Raw genomic sequence first — 16,833 nt, 5'->3', positions numbered from 1 at the left:
CATCCTTTCTTTGCTAGTTTTTATTAACTATCTGAAGAGTGTTCTTCTTCCTTTGCTTGTGCTGTTTCTTCTTCAACTGCAGCACTTTGGTCACTGTCTGCTTTTAAAGCAGCTATTTTATTATTGTATTCACGTTCTAATTCTTGTCGTTTATCCGCTACTTTTTGGTCAAGTGATTGTTCAAGTTCACCTAATTGTTTTTTTAAAGATTTGATTTCTTTTCTTTGATGCCAAATCGTACTAGTAGCAACCAATGCAATGACTATGGCGCCTAAAAATGCTGACCCAATAATAATAATAACAAGTGGTGCTGATAGTTGGGAAAATCCAAAATTTATAGGAACATCCATGTTATTCATCACCGCAAATAATACAATCAATAAGGTTAAAACAAATCCAAGAATAATTCGCCATTGACTTTTCATAAAAACACTCCCTCACTTTATACTAATGAAACTATTTTTGATTGAAGATACCCGCTGCTAAAAAATCACCGACTTTAGGAAATAGTTGATAGGCTCTAGCAGCAAATTCCATAATCGCCGGTTGGTTAATTTCTCGTTTAGGACGACTTATCTGTTTGACGATTTTATGTGCCAGCTTATTAGGTTTTATAACAAAAGCATCCACATTTTCCAGATAATTGCCACTAGGATCGGCTTTGTCGAAAAATTCAGTTCGAATCGGACCTGGATTCACAGTTGTCACTGCAATACCAAATGGTTTTAATTCTAAACGTAAAGCATTTGAAAAACCAAGAACAGCAAATTTAGTCGCAGAATAAATACTAGACTTAGGCGTAGCCATTTTACCTGCCATTGAAGCAATATTTATAATATGTCCGCGTTTACTTTCTAACATATCTGAAGCAACACGTTGCGTTAGAAGCATTAAGCCTAAAACATTCACTTCAAACATCTCTCTGATTTTTTCCTGTTCAAAAGAGACAAAATTATCAAAATGGCCAAAGCCTGCATCATTAACCAAACAATCGACAGCCCCTACTTCTTGTTTTACTCTTTCATACATACGCTCAATACTGTCAGGATCTGAAACGTCAAGTTGAAAAGCATAAGCTTCATTTTGGCTAAGTTGCTTACATTTTTCTTTTACTTGACCGATCAATTGGATACGTCTTGCACATACAATGATAATTGCCCCTCTTTTGGCGGCTTCGTAACAAATCTGTTCACCTAAACCTGAAGAAGCTCCCGTAACTAGAATAACTTTATTTTTTAAATTCATTGATTTTCCTCCCTTTCTTGAAATGGAATCATCATACAATAAAAATCTCTTGCTATGACCGTATGAGGAAAAACTTCTCGCGCTTCTTTTTCCAATTCTATCGTATCTTTATTAAGGTAACGAGCGCTAATATGGGTTAAAATTAATTGATTCACTCGCGCTTTTTTAGCCACTGTTGCCGCCTGTTGGGTTGTCGAATGATAATATGCCTTCGCAAGTTTGGCTTCATGCTTGTTAAAAGTACTTTCATGAACCAAAACATCAGCATCTTCAGCTAGAGCAATGGCGTTTGCCGTATAACGAGTGTCACCCAAAATTGTTACCACTCGCCCTTTTTTAGCTTGACCAACAAAATCCTTTCCGTTAATTGTCTGACCATCTGTTAAAGTAACACTTTCACCTTGCTTTAATTTACCATAAATAGGTCCTGGTTTAACACCCAAAGCTTTTAGTTTTTCTACTTGCAATTCACCTTTATGATCTTTTTCTGTCACCCGAAAGCCAAAACTGGCAACACCATGGTCCAGTCTTTTACAAGTCACAACAAATTGATCATCTTCAAATAAGATTTCTTCATCACTTGATATTTCGATAAATTTTAAGGGATAGTTTAAATGTGTTTTCGAAATTTTAAGGGAGGTACGAATAAAGTCTTCTATGCCTTTAGGGCCGTATATCTCTAGCGGTTTATCTCCTGCTTGGTTTGATCGGCTAGTAATCAAACCGGGTAAGCCAAATATATGATCACCATGTAAGTGACTAATAAATATCTTCTCAATTTTACGTGGCTTGATTGTTGTATGTAAAATTTGCATCTGAGTTCCTTCACCACAATCAAATAACCAGATAGCATTACGCTCAGCCAAAAGCCGTAACGCAATACTAGTAACATTACGATGTTTTGCCGGTAAACCGGCCCCTGTTCCCAAAAATTCCAGTTCCATAATTTACCTATCTTTCTTTTCTAAACTCTGAATTATCGCTTTATTTTTGATGCTTTTCATCCCATTTTTGTTTTGTATTTTCCTTGGTCGTTTCTTCTACTTCTTGTGCTTTTTTGATTTCTTCTTGTACTTCTGCTAAATCAAAACGCGCAATCTCTCCGCCTATCTCCATCATAATAAGTTGGTTAAGCACACGATTATCTGTTTCATCTGCAATCAGAATCAAACCTGTTTGACCAGCATCTATTTTCTTACCCACAAAATCAAAAATCGTACGCGCCTCACGAATTTCCTTACTATCCCTAGAAGCTCCGAGCACACTGCCGCCGAACCAACCCAAAAGAACTCCTAAAGGACCACCCAATAAACCTACCATCATTCCGATAAGGCCACCTTTTGAACTTTGATTTGTACCGGTGAAATCTATGAAATCTTCCACATCGAATTGGTGTTGGCCATTAGCCGAATGAGTCACAACCGCCATTTGATCACCGCTGAGTTCCTTGTTTCCTTGCGCTTTTTTAATCATTGAAAAAGCTTGGTAAGCTTGTGCATTTTCCTCAAAGTTTATAATAATCACACGTTTTGTCATTTGTTTCCTCCTCTAAGGACTTTATTGCATACTATTTATTCAACAAATTCAAAAACAAAATCACGAATTCTTACTAAATCACCATTTTGCGCACCTCGTTGACGTAGGGCTTCATCAACCCCCATTTTACGTAATTGTCGGGTAAAGCGTCTAATGCCTTCCTCGTGTTCAAAATCTGTCATTTCGAATTGTTTTTCTAGTTTTCTTCCCGTTAACACCCAAGTTGCATCTGGATCACGTTGAATTTCAAAGCTTGACTCTTCAGGAGTATAGCCATATTGTACGACATCTTCAGATTCCGCCACTTTTTCATCAAGTGGGAATACGGGCGCTTTTTCTAGTAAATCAGCTGTAGCATTTACCAAAGGATCTATCCCTTGATTTGTTACACCAGAAGTTGGAAAAATTAAAGGCATTTGGCTGTTTTCATTTGCATATTGTTGCGCTAACTTTTCCTTAAACTCTTTTAACTGATCTTCTGCACCTGGCATCTCAATTTTATTAGCGACAATAATTTGCGGCCGTTCTAATAAACGAAGATCATAAGAAGACAATTCTTGATTAATCGCCAAATAGTCTTCGTAAGGGTCGCGACCTTCCATACCGCTCATATCAACCACATGTAAGATCACGCGTGTTCTTTCTATATGACGCAAAAATTGAACACCTAGTCCTACACCTTGAGAGGCGCCTTCAATTAATCCCGGCAAATCTGCAATAACAAAATTAGTCCCATTTGAAGTAGACACCATGCCTAGATTAGGAACGATCGTCGTAAAATGATAAGCACCGATTTTAGGCTTAGCTGCTGAAATGACAGATAATAATGTAGATTTTCCAACTGAAGGAAAACCAACCAGACCCACATCAGCTAATACTCTTAGTTCTAGTTCTATTTTTCTTTCTATACCCGGCTCACCATTTTCCGCCAACTCAGGCGCTGGATTTTTTGGCGTAGCAAAGTGAACATTACCACGTCCGCCACGTCCACCTTTTGCAACAGTTAACATTTGTCCTTCTTCTACTAAATCTCCAAGAAGTTCTCCTGTATCCTTGTCACGTACGATAGTGCCTTGTGGAACTTTAACATAAAGATCTTGTGAAGAGCGCCCATGCATATTTTTATGCATACCATTTTCGCCTGCAGAAGCTTTAAACCGTCGATTATAACGGAAATCCATTAACGTACGTAAGCCCTCATCTACAATCAATATGACATCGCCGCCACGTCCGCCATCGCCGCCAGCAGGACCGCCGTTAGGAACGAACTTTTCCCGACGAAAAGCAACCATTCCATTACCGCCGTTTCCTGCTTTTACGTCAATTGTTGTTTGATCTAAAAACATGGACATACTTGTGTCCTCCATTCTATATACATACTGACTATCCTTGAACCTTTCCTATTGTACCTAGCATTTGTGTGTTTGTCCATCATTTCCTTACTACTCACTTATCATACTTTTCTAAAAAAGTTTGTACTTTATCTTGATAAAGAGCTGGATCTTGATTATAACTATCCGCATGAGCTGCATTATTCACTGCCCACTTTTCTTTTGGTGCGTTTGTGGCTTGATAAAGCTCATCCAACATAGAAAAAGGAACAAATTTATCTTTTTTTCCGTGAATAAAAAAGATGGGGCGTGTATTTTTAGCTAATTGTTTGCTCGCATCGGCTTCATTAAAGAAATAACCTGCACGAATTTTGGTCACTAAACTTGTAATTGGAATCATAGGAAAGGCAGGCAAATCAAATTGATCTTTTAACTGATAAGTTAATTCTTCTTCTACAGAGGTATAGCCACAGTCTTCTACAATCGAAACCACATTTTCAGGAAGTTTTTCACCAGAAACCATCATCACTGTAGCCGCACCCATACTGACCCCATATAGCGTAATTTTTTCCTGATCCCCTTGTTTTTGCAAAATTTGATCGATCCACTGCAAATAGTCTTTTCGCTCATGCCAGCCAAAACCAATATAATCACCTTCGCTATTGCCGTGTCCACGCGCGTCAGGAACTAATACATTATAGCCCATATCATGATACATTTTAGCATATTCTGCCATCGTTTCAGCTGTATCCATATAGCCGTGAGCTAAAATCGCTGTTTTTCCTTCCGATTTTTCCGTCGGCAAAAAGAATGCGGACAATTTCAAACCATCTTTTGAATACAAGGTCCATTGTTCACGATTTTTATCATTTGTATACCAGTCTTCAATTTTTTGTGTCTCAGTCGTTTTGGTTTCTGTATCCGAACTTAAAAAATCTTTTTCTGAGGGAATAACCGCATACTCGTAAAAGTAATTCCCGGCGTAAAGTAGCCCCCCTATTGTTAAGATTGCCAAAGTAAAAATAAACCATTTCAAAATTTTCACTATTTTTTTCCTCATCACTATTAAAAATTTCTAGTCTAGTATACGAAAAAAGTCCAGGAAATAAAAATACTTTGCGTTTTGGTTTACATAACTTTTATACAGTAAACAAAAACTAGAACGTTAATTTTTACGTTCTAGTCAATCATTTTATTTATTTTCAATTAGACGAAAACTAGACCAAGGTTTTAAAAACTGGAGTAAAAATAAATCTTCTTCAGAAATAGCGCCTACGACATTGACGCGACCATCATTTTGCATAGCTTGTAAAGCAATCTGTGTTTCTCCTTTATACTGCTCATACTCTACATTATCGATCAGCACATCACCGCGCTTCATATTTTTTGTATGATGTGCAGGAAAAGGTTTTTCCTTATAATAAACACGAGTCATTGTTGATCGTAACAAATACTCAGAAGCATCCCCGCGATAACTATGCAGATTATCAAACAAACAAATCCGCTCATCTTCTGTAATATCGTCAACAACATCCACTCGCAAAGTTGGATAAAGCGCGTGAAAACTTTCAGACATCGTTTGTAATTCAGCTTCTGAAGCATAGGCATTCGCAATGGTGATATCATCAACTAAGCCTGTTAGAAGTAAGTGCTTTACTTGGGTTTCAATAGCTAATGCTCTATGTTCTTCTAAAGTACAGAGTCCATCTTGTGTGGGCCAAGGGCCAAAAGTTGCTGCTTGTGAATTAACAAAAGCCATCGTATTTAAATTATAACGGCGAAACTTTTCAGAACAATAAGCAAAATGCTTATAACCTAACCCTGTATAACGGTGCGGATAGAAATTATGAGAACCCAGCAGATTTTCCTTCTTAGGCGAAAATGACATAATATTATCTACGTAATTTGTTCCCGTACTCATGTTAATTTCTATTTTTAAATGATAAGGATTGCGTGTCATTCGAGCTTCTTCAGCTCCCGTAAATCCCAAATCCAGACGAACCCCATCTGCACCTAATTCATGAAAAAAAGAAAGATCATCGTATGAAATCCCCAGTTGTTCAAACAAGCTAGGATTAATATCCACCATAACTTCCATATCTAAAGTATTAGCATAGTCTACCACTTGTTTAAAATCAGCCAATACTTTATCCCTTTCTTCTTTGATCTGTAATAAACTAGTGAACACCCGCTTAAAACCATACTTATATGCTAAGTCTAAATACGCCTTGTCTTTTGCAAAATTCGAACGTTCAGGATAAAGTGAGATACCTAATTTTCCCATAAATTCCCTCCTATAAATAAGATGTTACTTCATTGTATTATAACAAAGCGCTAACAAGTGGTCTATATCTTAATTTTATAGATTTTAGAATTATTTTTGCCAAACTTATTGATTTACTAATAAAAAAACCCGGAAACGACGCAATAATCTAGTCGCTTTCGGTCTTTTTTTACTCATCGCCAACTATAAAAGTAAATTCACATTCAGCAGCTATTTTATCTTCAACCGTTGCTTTAGCTACGGCCGTACCTACAGATCCCTTCGTTTTAGTAATCTCAAAGGAAAGTTTTAAAGTATCCCCTGCTAGTACTTTTTGCCGAAATTTTGCTTTATTTATTCCACCAATGTAGGCTGTCTTTCCTTGAAATTCGTCAGATTTCAAAATCAAAATCGAGCCTGCTTGAGCTAAGGTTTCTAAGATTAACACGCCTGGCATTACCGGATTATCAGGAAAATGCCCCTGGAAGAAATCTTCGTTAATCGTCACATTTTTTGTCGCTATAATTTTCTTACCTGATTCAATATGATCGACATAGTCTATGTAAAGAATCGGATAGCGATTAGGTATTACCTTTTTTACTTCTTCTTCAGTTAAAAATTTTTCCATTTCATTTATCCCTCTCAAATTGCTTGAATACTTTGATTATCAAACTAACACACTTTCTTTTATTTCGCAATAAAAGAATAAATTAAGTAAATTTAGTTTGACAATCAAACAATTTTATCTAATAATAAGAAATCATGAACCTTTTCATGAATTGTACTTGAAATTATTATACTATTTTATTTAAGGAGTGTATTTATGGGCTTTCTAACTGGAAAAAAAATTGTTGTCATGGGCGTTGCTAATAAAAGAAGTATTGCTTGGGGTTGTGCACAAGCTATCACTGAACAAGGTGGCGAAGTGATTTATACCTATCAAAATGATCGGATGAAAAAATCTTTAGAAAAAATTCTCAACGGTGATGAATATCTAGTTGAATGTGACGTTGCTGATGATGACAGTATTAAAAGTGCTTTTGAACAAATTAAAGACTATGCCGGTGAAATCAATGGTGTTGTTCACGCAATTGCTTTTGCTGATAAAAATGATTTGCAAGGAAATGTTTCTGACATTTCTCGTAAAGGTTACGCTCTTGCACAAGATATCAGTAGTTACTCCCTAATTGCTGTAGCACATTATGCAAAACCTTTATTGGCTGAAAATAGTGGTATTGTCACATTGACTTATTTCGGTTCGCAACGTTCAGTTCCCAATTATAATATGATGGGCATTGCCAAAGCTTCATTAGAAGCAACTGTCCGCTATTTAGCAACCGAATTTGCGCAAGATCAGGTACATGTTAATGCTATTTCTGCAGGCGCAGTGAAGACATTAGCTGTAACAGGCGTTAAGGATTATCAAAAATTAATTCAACTATCTCAAGACCGCACAGCTGATGAAATAAGTGTTACTACGAATGAAATTGGTAATGTTTGTGCCTTTTTAGTGAGTTCTTTAGCCAGTGGTGTTATCGGAGAAACCGTCTTTGTCGATAAGGGTGTACATTTATCTTAATTTTTGTTTACTCCTATACTTTTTTGATTTTCTTTTTTCAAAAAGCTTGTTACAATAATTAAGCATTAATTTTGGAGGGATCATCATATGTCTTTACTTATAGGAGCGCAAAAAATCCTTGCGACGACAGCTAATACTAATTCTACTGTCGATACTTCGGATTCAACGGTCATAGAACCGACAACAGAAAAACTAAACGCTTTTCAGCGTTGGTGGAATAATATCAACTGGGAAGATGTAACAGGTACACTCATTTCAAAAGTAATTACTATTATTGCTTTAACCATTTTATTTTTTGTTTTGTTGCGCTTAGCCGACTACTTTATTAATCGAGGCTTTCGCCTTAATAAAAAGAAAAAGCAAAGTGAAGTACGAGTAAAGACGATGAACACGTTGGCAAAAAACGTCGCACATTACACATTAGGCTTTTTTTATGTGTATTCATTGCTCTCTTCAGTGGGTATTCCTGTAGGGTCTCTTTTAGCTGGGGCTGGAATTGCTGGCTTAGCCATTGGTCTCGGTGCGCAGGGGCTGATGAGTGATATTTTCACGGGTTTTTTCATTATTATCGAGCAACAATTTAACGTTGGTGATTATATCGGGCTATCGGATCTGGGGCTTGAAGGAACAGTTATTTCCGTTGGATTACGAACGCTTCAGTTACAGTCAGCCGATGGAACCGTACACTTCGTTCCTAACCGTAATATAACTACGATTAGTAACACTTCACGTTTTGACATGCGTGTATTAGTCAATGTAAGGGTTCGTCCAGAAGAAGGAATTGAAGGAATTCAACAATCAATAGAACGAGCCAATCAAAAAATCGTTGATGAGTATTCTGATTATATCCAAACCCCGCCGTATATTTTTGGTGTTGTTGACTTAGGAAATAGTAATTTTGCTGTTCGAACAATAATGTATGTCGAAAATGGTCAACAATACAAGCTGGAGGAAGAATTACTAAGTACCTCAGTACAAGAATTGACAAACGATGGATATTCTATTCCATCCTCACCTATTAATATCTAAGTAAGGAATAACAGACCTTAAAAAAACTGACTATATAGATACTGCTCCTACGATTTGCTAGGTTCATTGTTGCAACGAAGCAATAGTTAGCAGATGGTATCATATATAGTTCAGTTTTTTATACTTGTTTTTAAATATTCAATTCTTCTTTTATTTCATTTACCCTTGGTATAAATTCATATCTTTTTTCTAATTCATGTGCGAGATGATTTACCGATTTTAATATTTCTTTTCGCGTAATAATTCCTTCAAAAGTATTGTTGGCATCAACAATAGGTAAAAAAGAAGCCTCTACCAATAAATGAAGCACATCTTCTAAATCATCTTCTTGCTGTAATGAAGCAACATTAACTTCCATCACGTCAGATACTAAAAGCCCATCTAGAACATTTGAGTTAAAACCATCAATATCCATCATTTTATCTACGATATTTGCTAAACTGATAAGACCTACCAAATGATCCGATGAATCTAACACAGGAATTTTGCTATATCCTACTTTTGATAAAACTAATAACGCGTGCTCTAAAGGATGGCTATATAGCACGGTCGCCACATTGTCTGAAGGGATCAAAAATGAATCTTTGTTTTCTAAAAGTAAGGATTTTGTATATTTCCCAATCAATCTACTGCCTCCATTTCTAACAAAACTACATCTTTTATTATACCTTAAAATAATGTAGAAAAGAAGAAAAAGCGCTTTCTTTAAAAATTTATAATAACTATTCACTTTTTATTCTCAATTATAAAAAATCTCCTACATTTAAATTAAAAACTTATCAAAAAGTGCTCAAAAGCCGATAAAAGCAACTTTTGAGCACTTTTTTCTACTTATTAAACTCAAATGAAAGATCTTCCAGTGCTTCAAAATTTCGGTCATAATATTGTACTTGAAAAGAAGTTTCTGTGCTTTCAATAACGGCGTAAGTTTTTATTGGAAATGCTCCACGAGGCTGTAAAATGCTCCCTGGGTTTAAGAATAAACGTCCTTTATTAACTTCACAGCCAAGCTGGTGTGTATGACCAAATAAAGCAATATTTGCTTGATACTCTTGTGCCTGCATATCCAACTGGGTCATTCCCATTTTCACACTTGATAGATGCCCATGCGTTAGATAAACAATGTCTTTTCCTGTATCTACTACTTGAAACTTTTTATACTGAGAATCAAAATCAGTATTGCCAGTAACGACATAAACACCTTTCCATACTGAATCATCTTCTGCTAGCTCAGAATCCCCACAATGAAAGAGATAATCAACCTGATCTTTATAATGTTCAAATAGATCCACTAGAATTTGACGATCTCCGTGATTATCACTAACAACTAAATATTTCAAACTAATTTCCTCCTTCTAGCCAATCTTGCCATTGGTTCTGTAACTTGTTTAATGCTTGTGCACGGTGACTTACCTTATTTTTTTCACTTTCACTCATCTCTGCAGCTGACTCATTTAAGCCCTCTGGTATAAAAAGCGGATCATAACCAAAACCGTTATCACCTTGCGGAATACGAGCGACTCGACCTGGCCAGTCAGCCTCAACAACCAAGCTTTCTTTTTTAGGTGCCGCAAATACCAGTGTACAATGGAATTGAGCCTTTCTTTGTTCATCGGCAATATTTGTTAATTCATGCAGTAGTTTTGCGTTATTGGCTGCATCATTTTTCTCTTCCCCTGCAAAACGTGCTGAATAAATGCCTGGCATCCCATCTAAAATGTCAACTTTTATCCCAGAATCATCTGCTAAAACAGGACATTGTAAAATATTTGCGATCGTTTCCGCTTTCAGTCGGGCATTTTCTTCAAAAGTAGTCCCCGTTTCTGCAACTTCGGACAACTCCGGAAAGTCTTTCATCGTTTTGACCTTATAACCAGCCGCATAAAACATTGTAGAAAACTCTCTGGCTTTGCCCGGATTTCCCGTAGCGATCACTATAGTTTGTGCATCCACGCCTTGATTTTGCTCTGGGTTGGCATATAATGCTTCTTTTTGTCTGGTTACTAATGTATCAATTCCTTGTTTTGCCAACAATAATAATTCATTTAGTTGAGAACGATCAAAGGTCGCTTGTTCCCCATTACCTTGAATTTCTATAAAACGGCCGGATTCAGTCATAGCAATATTCATATCTACGGCACAAAGGCTGTCTTCTTCATAATCCAGATCAAGTACACAACTACCATCGGCTAAGATACCGACACTGATAGCCGCACAGAATTCCTTTACAGGATCTTCGCTTAACTCATTCGTTTGTAATAACTTATCGATTGCTAAACGTAAAGCGGTAAAAGCACCTGTGATACTAGCAGTTCTTGTGCCACCATCGGCTTGTACTACATCACAATCGATGATGATCGAACGTTCACCCAATTTATCCAAATCGATCACAGCACGTAAACAACGTCCAATTAAACGTTGGATTTCCATTGTACGTCCCTTTAATTTTCCTTTGACACTTTCTCTTTTATTTCTAGTTTGTGTTGCGCGCGGTAACATACTATATTCTGCTGTTACCCAACCTGTATTGCTATCTTTAAGAAATGGTGGAACTGTGTTTTCAATGGTGGCTGAACAAATAACCTGTGTATTACCAAAATTGATAACAACCGACCCTTCAGGTTGTTTGTAAACATTTGTCTTTATTTTTATATTCCGTAATTGATCAAAATACCTACCATCATGACGCATGATCTGTGCCTCCTAGAGCAATTTGTTTTGAACTAGCCATCGTTTTACCCAGCCAGTCTTGAGCAATTTGGTCAAATAATTGAGTTGAACCTGTCGTATAAAAAGTAGTATCCCCTTTTTTCTTATTTTCAGCATTAGCAATACTAAAATAATCTAAAAGCATACTAACTTCACTGATCGTTTCTGCGCCAGAATCAATTAAAGTAACATCTTTTCCCATAACATCTTGAATTACCGGACGTAATAAAGGATAGTGTGTACATCCTAAAATCAAAGTATCTAAATGTTTATTTTTAAATGAACGTAATGTTTCAAAAACGACTTTTTTAGCCACTGAAGAGTGAAATTGGTTGCTTTCTACGATGGGGACAAATTTAGGACAGGCAAGACTTTCAACCTGAATTTGAGAAAATTTTTCTTTGATTGCTCGTTCATAAGAAGCACTTTTAACAGTTCCTTGAGTAGCAATCACACCGATCCTCTTATTTTTAGTTGCTTTAACTGCGGCCCTAGTTCCCGGCATGATCACGCCTACGACTGGTATAGCCAATTGATCTTTAATCGTGTCTAAAGCCACCGCAGTCGCTGTATTACAAGCAATAACCAACATTTTAATATTTTTTTCCAATAAAAAATGCGTCATCTCCCAAGTAAATTCAATTACTTGCTCTTTAGGCCTTGGTCCATACGGGCAACGTGCTGTATCCCCTAAATAAATAAAATTTTCGTTGGGTAATTGTTTCATCGCTTCTTTTACAACAGTTAAACCACCCACACCGGAGTCAATAAATCCAATTGGTCGATCATTCATATTTGTCATCCCTTATTTTTCTTTAAACACACTCATTTCTATATTGTGTACTTTTTTTTAAAACTTTTCAAGCTTTAAGCAAAAAAACCCATCTATAAAAGATGAGCTTTTTCTTTAGTATTTATAACGTTTATGCTCCAAGTATCTAGACAGTAATGATAGCAAGTAACAAATCACAAAATAACTAGCTGTCATAGCCACAAACATCGGTAAAACATAATTTGTATCTTGTCCATAAATGATTCTAGCATGGTGAGTTAATTCCGGTAGCGAAATAATAATTGCCAGAGAAGAGTCCTTTACTAAAGAAATCAACTGACTGATAATCGCTGGTATCATTGAACGAAATGCTTGTGGAATAATAATAATTACCATCGTTTGTATATAACTTAGCCCTGTGGAAAGACCTGCTTCAAATTGCCCGTTAGGTACTGCATTCAAACCGGCCCGGAAAATCTCAGAAAGCATAGCAGATTCAAAAATTGTTAAAGCCACTACTGCCGACCAAAAAATATCAAAACGAATACCTATTTGCGGTAGTGCAAAATAAGTAAAGAAAATGATCAATAATAAAGGCAAATTTCGAATAATATCTATAATTAAGCCTAGTATTTTAGAAAAAACAGGGATATCTGAAAAACGCAATGTGCCAGCCAATACGCCGATCAAAAAACTAAGTACAATCGATATAGCTGATACCGAAACAGTGACCTGCAAGCCATCTAATAAAAAGCGCAGATTATCGAATGAAAATGCTCCTATAAAATCCATGAGCTGCTTCTCTCCTTCCTAAACTAGACATTTAAACGTTTTTCTAGATAACTCATCAAATAAGATAACGGTAATGTCAAAATTAAATAAAAAATTCCTACGATAATATAAGTATCAAAGGTAATAAAGGTTGAACTTGCGATCAAATCTCCTTGATACATCAGATCCAAACCTGCAACAATCGCAAGTATTGAGGAATTTTTAATTAGATTTATAAATTGTCCGCCCAATGGTGGGATAACAATTTTGAAAGCTTGCGGTAAAATAATATAGCGCATCACTTGTACATAAGTAAATCCTGAAGATAAAGCAGCTTCAGTTTGACCTTTAGGTACAGTTTGGATACCCGAACGTACTGTTTCAGCAATAAAAGCAGAAGTATAAATCGTCAACCCAATCGTTCCTGCTTGAAAGCCAGTAAAGGGTAGACTGTACATTGGTAAAACGACGTAAAAAAACATCGCTATAATCAACAAAGGAATATTGCGGAAAAATTCAACATAAGCTCTTGCTAAACCCTTAACAACTTTGTTTGAAGAAAGCTGTAGAATCGCCATTAAAGTACCAATTACTAGACTAAAAAATAAAGCAATTAAACTAGAGAGTATGGTGATTTTAAATCCATCAAAAAACATTGTCGAGTAGTTCTGAAATAAAGTTAACATCTCTTCTCCTCCTTATTCACTGACTCTACCCTCGTCATCATTTGGAAACCATTTTTCATATAACTCATCATAGCTTCCATCTTCATGCATTTCTTTTAACGCTTCATTTATCGCATTTAAAAAGTCTTCTTGGTTTTTATCTACGGCAATTCCGTAGGGCTCGTTAGTGAAGGTTCCCCCTACTAATTCGTAATTAGGGTTTTCACTTGCCATCCCTAATAAAATTGCGTTATCAGTTGTCATAGCATCACCTTGGCCAGCTTGTAGAGCTGTAAAAGCTTCTGCGTAATTTTCTAATTCGATCACATTAGCTTCAGGAGAGTGCTCACGAATATTTTCAGTAGAAGTTGAGCCTTTCACGGCCAAAACTGTCATTCCTGGTTCAATAGATTCAACATCGGTAATAGGACTTCCCTTTTTAACTAAAAGAGATTGGCCTGCATCAAAATAAACATCAGAAAAATCAACTTCTTTTTTCCGATCTTCAGAAATGGTCATCGTTGCGATAATAGCATTTATATTACCATTTTTTAATAAAGGAATCCGTGTTTTTGAGGTAACTTCCACAAAAGTTGCTTGCCCATCTCGACCTAGAATTTTTTCGGTGATCGCTTTGGCCATGTCAATATCAAACCCTTTTACTTCTCGTGAGGAAATATCCATCAAGCCAAATAAGCGAGTATCATTTTTTACCCCCCAAATAATTTCGTTTGAGTCTTCGCTAACTTCCAAGACATCTCTATCTGCAATACTTTCTGATTTACAAGCAGATAATGCAAATACAGTCATTAAAAGGGTTAAAAAGGAAAATATTTTTTTCCTGTTCATTGCTTTTCCTCCTTTTTTAGACCCGTTTTTTCAAAAACTTATGTAAAAATCTATAGTTTAGAAATAACAGGTTAATGATTAACAACTTTACTAATAAATTGTTGTGCTCGCACTTCTTTTGGTTTTTTAAAGAAGCTTTCCACATCATGACTATCCTCTAATACTTCTCCGTCGGTCATAAAGATGACACGATCGGCTACTTCTCTAGCAAAGTTCATTTCATGAGTAACAACGATCATTGACATTCCTTCATGAGCGATTTTTTTCATAACATCTAATACATCACCGATCATTTCCGGATCAAGCGCTGAAGTCGGTTCATCAAATAAAAGCATTTCTGGCTGCATCGCTAGCCCTCTTGCAATAGCAACACGTTGTTGTTGTCCACCAGAAAGCGTTGAAGGGTAAGAATCTTTTTTATCCAACATCCCCACTCGGTCAAGTAAACTTTCTGCTGTATCACCTGCATCTTTTTCACTTTTATTTAAAACTTTAGTAGGCGCTAAAGTAATATTTTCCAGTACAGTTTTATTAGGGTATAAATTAAAGTGTTGAAAAACCATGCCAATATTCTTTCTGATTTCTGTTAATTTGGTTTGTTTACTACGAATATCTTGATCATTAATCAGAAGATTCCCCGAAGTAATCATCTCTAACCCATTTATTGTACGCAAAAGCGTACTTTTGCCAGAACCTGAAGGTCCAATCACCACTACTACTTCGCCTTTTTTAAATGTAAGATTAATATTTTTCAAAGCATGGAAATTACCAAAGTATTTTTCAACGTTTTTAAATTCAATCATTGACATATTTTCACACTCCCATTTTTTATTTAAAATTAATAAGATTTTTCTAATAAACAGCTAATCAACATTATAATCTTACAAATTCCTTTTTGTAAAGTTTTTTTTAATCAGAAAGACGAAATTTTTTTATTCCTAACAAACTCATGTTAGCTTATTTATCGTATGAAATTTATTTTGTTATAAGTTAATGATTGTTTCTTCTATGAAAAAAAGGTAAGATTATTACAGACTACAATTAGAAAAGGTGAATAAGTGTGAATACAATTCTTACAGGAGACCGTCCAACAGGCCAACTGCATTTAGGGCACTATGTTGGCTCGTTAAAGACTCGTAAAATGATGCAAGACGATCCAAATAATGAGTTATTTGTAATGATCGCTGATGTCCAAGCTTTAACTGATAATGCTAAAACACCGGAAAAGGTTTCTTCTAATGTGTTAGAAGTTGCCCTGGATTATTTAGCAGTTGGACTGGATCCCAAAAAATCAACTTTATTTATCCAATCGCAAATCCCTGAACTTTCTGAACTGACTATGTATTATTTAAATCTAGTCAGCGTTGGCCGTGTGCGACGTAATCCGACAGTAAAAACAGAAATTGAACAAAAAAGTTTTGGTGAAGGCGTGCCTACTGGATTTTTTATCTATCCTGTTTCTCAAGCAGCCGACATTACTGCTTTTAAAGGAAATTTAGTTCCCGTTGGTGAAGACCAAAAACCGATGTTAGAACAAACACAAGAAATCGTTCATTCCTTTAATACCACTTATCAAGAGGTTTTAATTAATCCTAAGGGCGTATTTCCAGAAAAGGGTATGGGGCGCCTTCCAGGGATCGATGGAAACGGAAAAATGAGTAAATCTTTGAATAATGGTATCTACCTCGCCGATTCTAAAGATACTGTGGATAAAAAAGTGATGAGTATGTATACCGATCCTAATCACATCCATGTGCACGATCCAGGAAAAGTTGAAGGAAATATGGTCTTTACTTATCTTGATGTTTTTGCAAAAGATAAAGCCTATGTAGAAGAATTAAAAAAACAATACCAAAATGGTGGATTAGGCGATGTAAAAATCAAACGTTATTTGATTGATGTCTTAGATGAAGAGTTAACACCAATGCGTAAGCGTCGTGAAGCTTTTGCGCAAGATCCACAGTATGTCATGGAGCTTTTAAAAGAAGGCAGTTTATCTGCTGAAAAAGTTGCTGCACAAACATTAGATGAAGTAAAAACAGCAATGGGCATCAATTATTTTCGCTAATGAAAAACTCCGGGTA

19 protein-coding genes are annotated in these 16,833 nt (G+C 36.0%); 3 read left to right on the top strand and 16 right to left on the bottom strand.

Features of this window, described 5'->3' with window-relative positions; translation table 11 throughout:
- Positions 1-23 precede the first annotated feature (23 nt).
- The 8 genes from AC806_RS04930 to fabZ all read right to left on the bottom strand — a co-directional run bounded on the left by AC806_RS04930 (position 24) and on the right by fabZ (position 7,003).
- Positions 24-425, bottom strand: coding sequence for a LapA family protein (locus AC806_RS04930; protein WP_069028915.1), 402 nt, complete (start codon positions 423-425; stop codon positions 24-26).
- Between the two features lie 31 nt (positions 426-456).
- Complete coding sequence (locus AC806_RS04925) at positions 457-1,245, bottom strand: SDR family NAD(P)-dependent oxidoreductase (protein ID WP_014124718.1); 789 nt, start codon at positions 1,243-1,245, stop codon at positions 457-459.
- Complete coding sequence (rnz, locus tag AC806_RS04920; RefSeq protein ID WP_014124717.1) at positions 1,242-2,189, bottom strand: ribonuclease Z; 948 nt, start codon at positions 2,187-2,189, stop codon at positions 1,242-1,244. The genes AC806_RS04925 and rnz overlap by 4 nt, the downstream gene beginning before the upstream one ends.
- Positions 2,190-2,229: 40 nt before the next feature.
- Positions 2,230-2,781: a DUF1269 domain-containing protein gene (locus tag AC806_RS04915; RefSeq protein ID WP_069028914.1), complete on the bottom strand. Its 552-nt coding sequence runs from the start codon at positions 2,779-2,781 to the stop codon at positions 2,230-2,232.
- Between the two features lie 35 nt (positions 2,782-2,816).
- Positions 2,817-4,133 carry a GTPase ObgE gene (gene obgE / locus AC806_RS04910; protein WP_069028913.1) on the bottom strand — a complete coding sequence of 439 codons (1,317 nt, stop codon included), beginning with the start codon at positions 4,131-4,133 and terminating at the stop codon, positions 2,817-2,819.
- Between the two features lie 94 nt (positions 4,134-4,227).
- On the bottom strand, positions 4,228-5,172 hold the full coding sequence (locus AC806_RS04905; protein ID WP_061840983.1) for an alpha/beta hydrolase: 945 nt from the start codon (positions 5,170-5,172) through the stop codon (positions 4,228-4,230).
- A 132-nt stretch (positions 5,173-5,304) separates the two neighbouring features.
- On the bottom strand, positions 5,305-6,396 hold the full coding sequence (locus AC806_RS04900; protein WP_061840972.1) for a DUF871 domain-containing protein: 1,092 nt from the start codon (positions 6,394-6,396) through the stop codon (positions 5,305-5,307).
- Between the two features lie 169 nt (positions 6,397-6,565).
- Positions 6,566-7,003: a 3-hydroxyacyl-ACP dehydratase FabZ gene (gene fabZ, locus AC806_RS04895; protein ID WP_014124712.1), complete on the bottom strand. Its 438-nt coding sequence runs from the start codon at positions 7,001-7,003 to the stop codon at positions 6,566-6,568.
- A gap of 195 nt (positions 7,004-7,198) precedes the next feature.
- Here fabZ and fabI point away from each other — a divergent pair, with 195 nt between their 5' ends.
- Positions 7,199-7,954, top strand: a complete 756-nt coding sequence (fabI, locus tag AC806_RS04890; RefSeq protein WP_014124711.1) for an enoyl-ACP reductase FabI — start codon at positions 7,199-7,201, stop codon at positions 7,952-7,954.
- An 87-nt stretch (positions 7,955-8,041) separates the two neighbouring features.
- Positions 8,042-8,983, top strand: a complete 942-nt coding sequence (locus AC806_RS04885; RefSeq protein WP_014124710.1) for a mechanosensitive ion channel family protein — start codon at positions 8,042-8,044, stop codon at positions 8,981-8,983.
- Between the two features lie 130 nt (positions 8,984-9,113).
- On the opposite strand, the gene cbpB is transcribed toward AC806_RS04885, so the two are convergent.
- From cbpB to AC806_RS04845, 8 genes are all read right to left on the bottom strand, one after another.
- Positions 9,114-9,608, bottom strand: a complete 495-nt coding sequence (gene cbpB, locus AC806_RS04880; protein WP_014124709.1) for a cyclic-di-AMP-binding protein CbpB — start codon at positions 9,606-9,608, stop codon at positions 9,114-9,116.
- A gap of 202 nt (positions 9,609-9,810) precedes the next feature.
- Positions 9,811-10,323, bottom strand: coding sequence for a metallophosphoesterase family protein (locus AC806_RS04875; RefSeq protein WP_069028912.1), 513 nt, complete (start codon positions 10,321-10,323; stop codon positions 9,811-9,813).
- A 1-nt stretch (position 10,324) separates the two neighbouring features.
- Positions 10,325-11,674: a ribonuclease PH gene (rph, locus tag AC806_RS04870; protein ID WP_069028911.1), complete on the bottom strand. Its 1,350-nt coding sequence runs from the start codon at positions 11,672-11,674 to the stop codon at positions 10,325-10,327.
- The gene (gene racE / locus AC806_RS04865; RefSeq protein WP_014124706.1) at positions 11,664-12,485 is read right to left on the bottom strand and encodes a glutamate racemase; all 822 of its coding nucleotides are present in this window, start codon (positions 12,483-12,485) and stop codon (positions 11,664-11,666) included. Before racE ends, rph begins: the two co-directional genes overlap by 11 nt.
- A 114-nt stretch (positions 12,486-12,599) precedes the next feature.
- Positions 12,600-13,256, bottom strand: a complete 657-nt coding sequence (locus AC806_RS04860) for an amino acid ABC transporter permease (protein WP_014124705.1) — start codon at positions 13,254-13,256, stop codon at positions 12,600-12,602.
- Between the two features lie 23 nt (positions 13,257-13,279).
- Positions 13,280-13,921 (bottom strand): amino acid ABC transporter permease, encoded by a 642-nt coding sequence (locus AC806_RS04855; RefSeq protein ID WP_014124704.1) that lies wholly within the window; start codon positions 13,919-13,921, stop codon positions 13,280-13,282.
- A gap of 12 nt (positions 13,922-13,933) precedes the next feature.
- On the bottom strand, positions 13,934-14,749 hold the full coding sequence (locus AC806_RS04850) for a transporter substrate-binding domain-containing protein (protein ID WP_014124703.1): 816 nt from the start codon (positions 14,747-14,749) through the stop codon (positions 13,934-13,936).
- A gap of 71 nt (positions 14,750-14,820) precedes the next feature.
- Positions 14,821-15,558, bottom strand: a complete 738-nt coding sequence (locus AC806_RS04845; protein WP_069028910.1) for an amino acid ABC transporter ATP-binding protein — start codon at positions 15,556-15,558, stop codon at positions 14,821-14,823.
- 251 nt (positions 15,559-15,809) lie between these two features.
- On the opposite strand from AC806_RS04845, the gene trpS reads away from it, so the two are divergent.
- Positions 15,810-16,817: a tryptophan--tRNA ligase gene (gene trpS / locus AC806_RS04840; protein ID WP_061840962.1), complete on the top strand. Its 1,008-nt coding sequence runs from the start codon at positions 15,810-15,812 to the stop codon at positions 16,815-16,817.
- Positions 16,818-16,833: the final 16 nt, after the last annotated feature.

Origin of the sequence: Tetragenococcus halophilus, from assembly GCF_001712815.1 — a bacterium.
GTDB lineage: Bacteria > Bacillota > Bacilli > Lactobacillales > Enterococcaceae > Tetragenococcus > Tetragenococcus halophilus.
The sequence above is the reverse complement of the archived record's forward strand: the minus strand, read 5'-3'. Positions and strand labels throughout refer to the sequence as shown.

What these genes read in the sequence shown, in the direction of transcription:
- AC806_RS04930 (WP_069028915.1), bottom strand. Translation starts at nt 425, where the DNA reads ATGAAAAGTCAATGGCGAATTATTCTTGGATTTGTTTTAACCTTATTG.
- AC806_RS04925 (WP_014124718.1), bottom strand. Translation starts at nt 1,245, where the DNA reads ATGAATTTAAAAAATAAAGTTATTCTAGTTACGGGAGCTTCTTCAGGT.
- rnz (WP_014124717.1), bottom strand. Translation starts at nt 2,189, where the DNA reads ATGGAACTGGAATTTTTGGGAACAGGGGCCGGTTTACCGGCAAAACAT.
- AC806_RS04915 (WP_069028914.1), bottom strand. Translation starts at nt 2,781, where the DNA reads ATGACAAAACGTGTGATTATTATAAACTTTGAGGAAAATGCACAAGCT.
- obgE (WP_069028913.1), bottom strand. Translation starts at nt 4,133, where the DNA reads ATGTCCATGTTTTTAGATCAAACAACAATTGACGTAAAAGCAGGAAAC.
- AC806_RS04905 (WP_061840983.1), bottom strand. Translation starts at nt 5,172, where the DNA reads ATGAGGAAAAAAATAGTGAAAATTTTGAAATGGTTTATTTTTACTTTG.
- AC806_RS04900 (WP_061840972.1), bottom strand. Translation starts at nt 6,396, where the DNA reads ATGGGAAAATTAGGTATCTCACTTTATCCTGAACGTTCGAATTTTGCA.
- fabZ (WP_014124712.1), bottom strand. Translation starts at nt 7,003, where the DNA reads ATGGAAAAATTTTTAACTGAAGAAGAAGTAAAAAAGGTAATACCTAAT.
- fabI (WP_014124711.1), top strand. Translation starts at nt 7,199, where the DNA reads ATGGGCTTTCTAACTGGAAAAAAAATTGTTGTCATGGGCGTTGCTAAT.
- AC806_RS04885 (WP_014124710.1), top strand. Translation starts at nt 8,042, where the DNA reads ATGTCTTTACTTATAGGAGCGCAAAAAATCCTTGCGACGACAGCTAAT.
- rph (WP_069028911.1), bottom strand. Translation starts at nt 11,674, where the DNA reads ATGCGTCATGATGGTAGGTATTTTGATCAATTACGGAATATAAAAATA.
- racE (WP_014124706.1), bottom strand. Translation starts at nt 12,485, where the DNA reads ATGAATGATCGACCAATTGGATTTATTGACTCCGGTGTGGGTGGTTTA.
- AC806_RS04860 (WP_014124705.1), bottom strand. Translation starts at nt 13,256, where the DNA reads ATGGATTTTATAGGAGCATTTTCATTCGATAATCTGCGCTTTTTATTA.
- AC806_RS04855 (WP_014124704.1), bottom strand. Translation starts at nt 13,921, where the DNA reads ATGTTAACTTTATTTCAGAACTACTCGACAATGTTTTTTGATGGATTT.
- AC806_RS04850 (WP_014124703.1), bottom strand. Translation starts at nt 14,749, where the DNA reads ATGAACAGGAAAAAAATATTTTCCTTTTTAACCCTTTTAATGACTGTA.
- AC806_RS04845 (WP_069028910.1), bottom strand. Translation starts at nt 15,558, where the DNA reads ATGTCAATGATTGAATTTAAAAACGTTGAAAAATACTTTGGTAATTTC.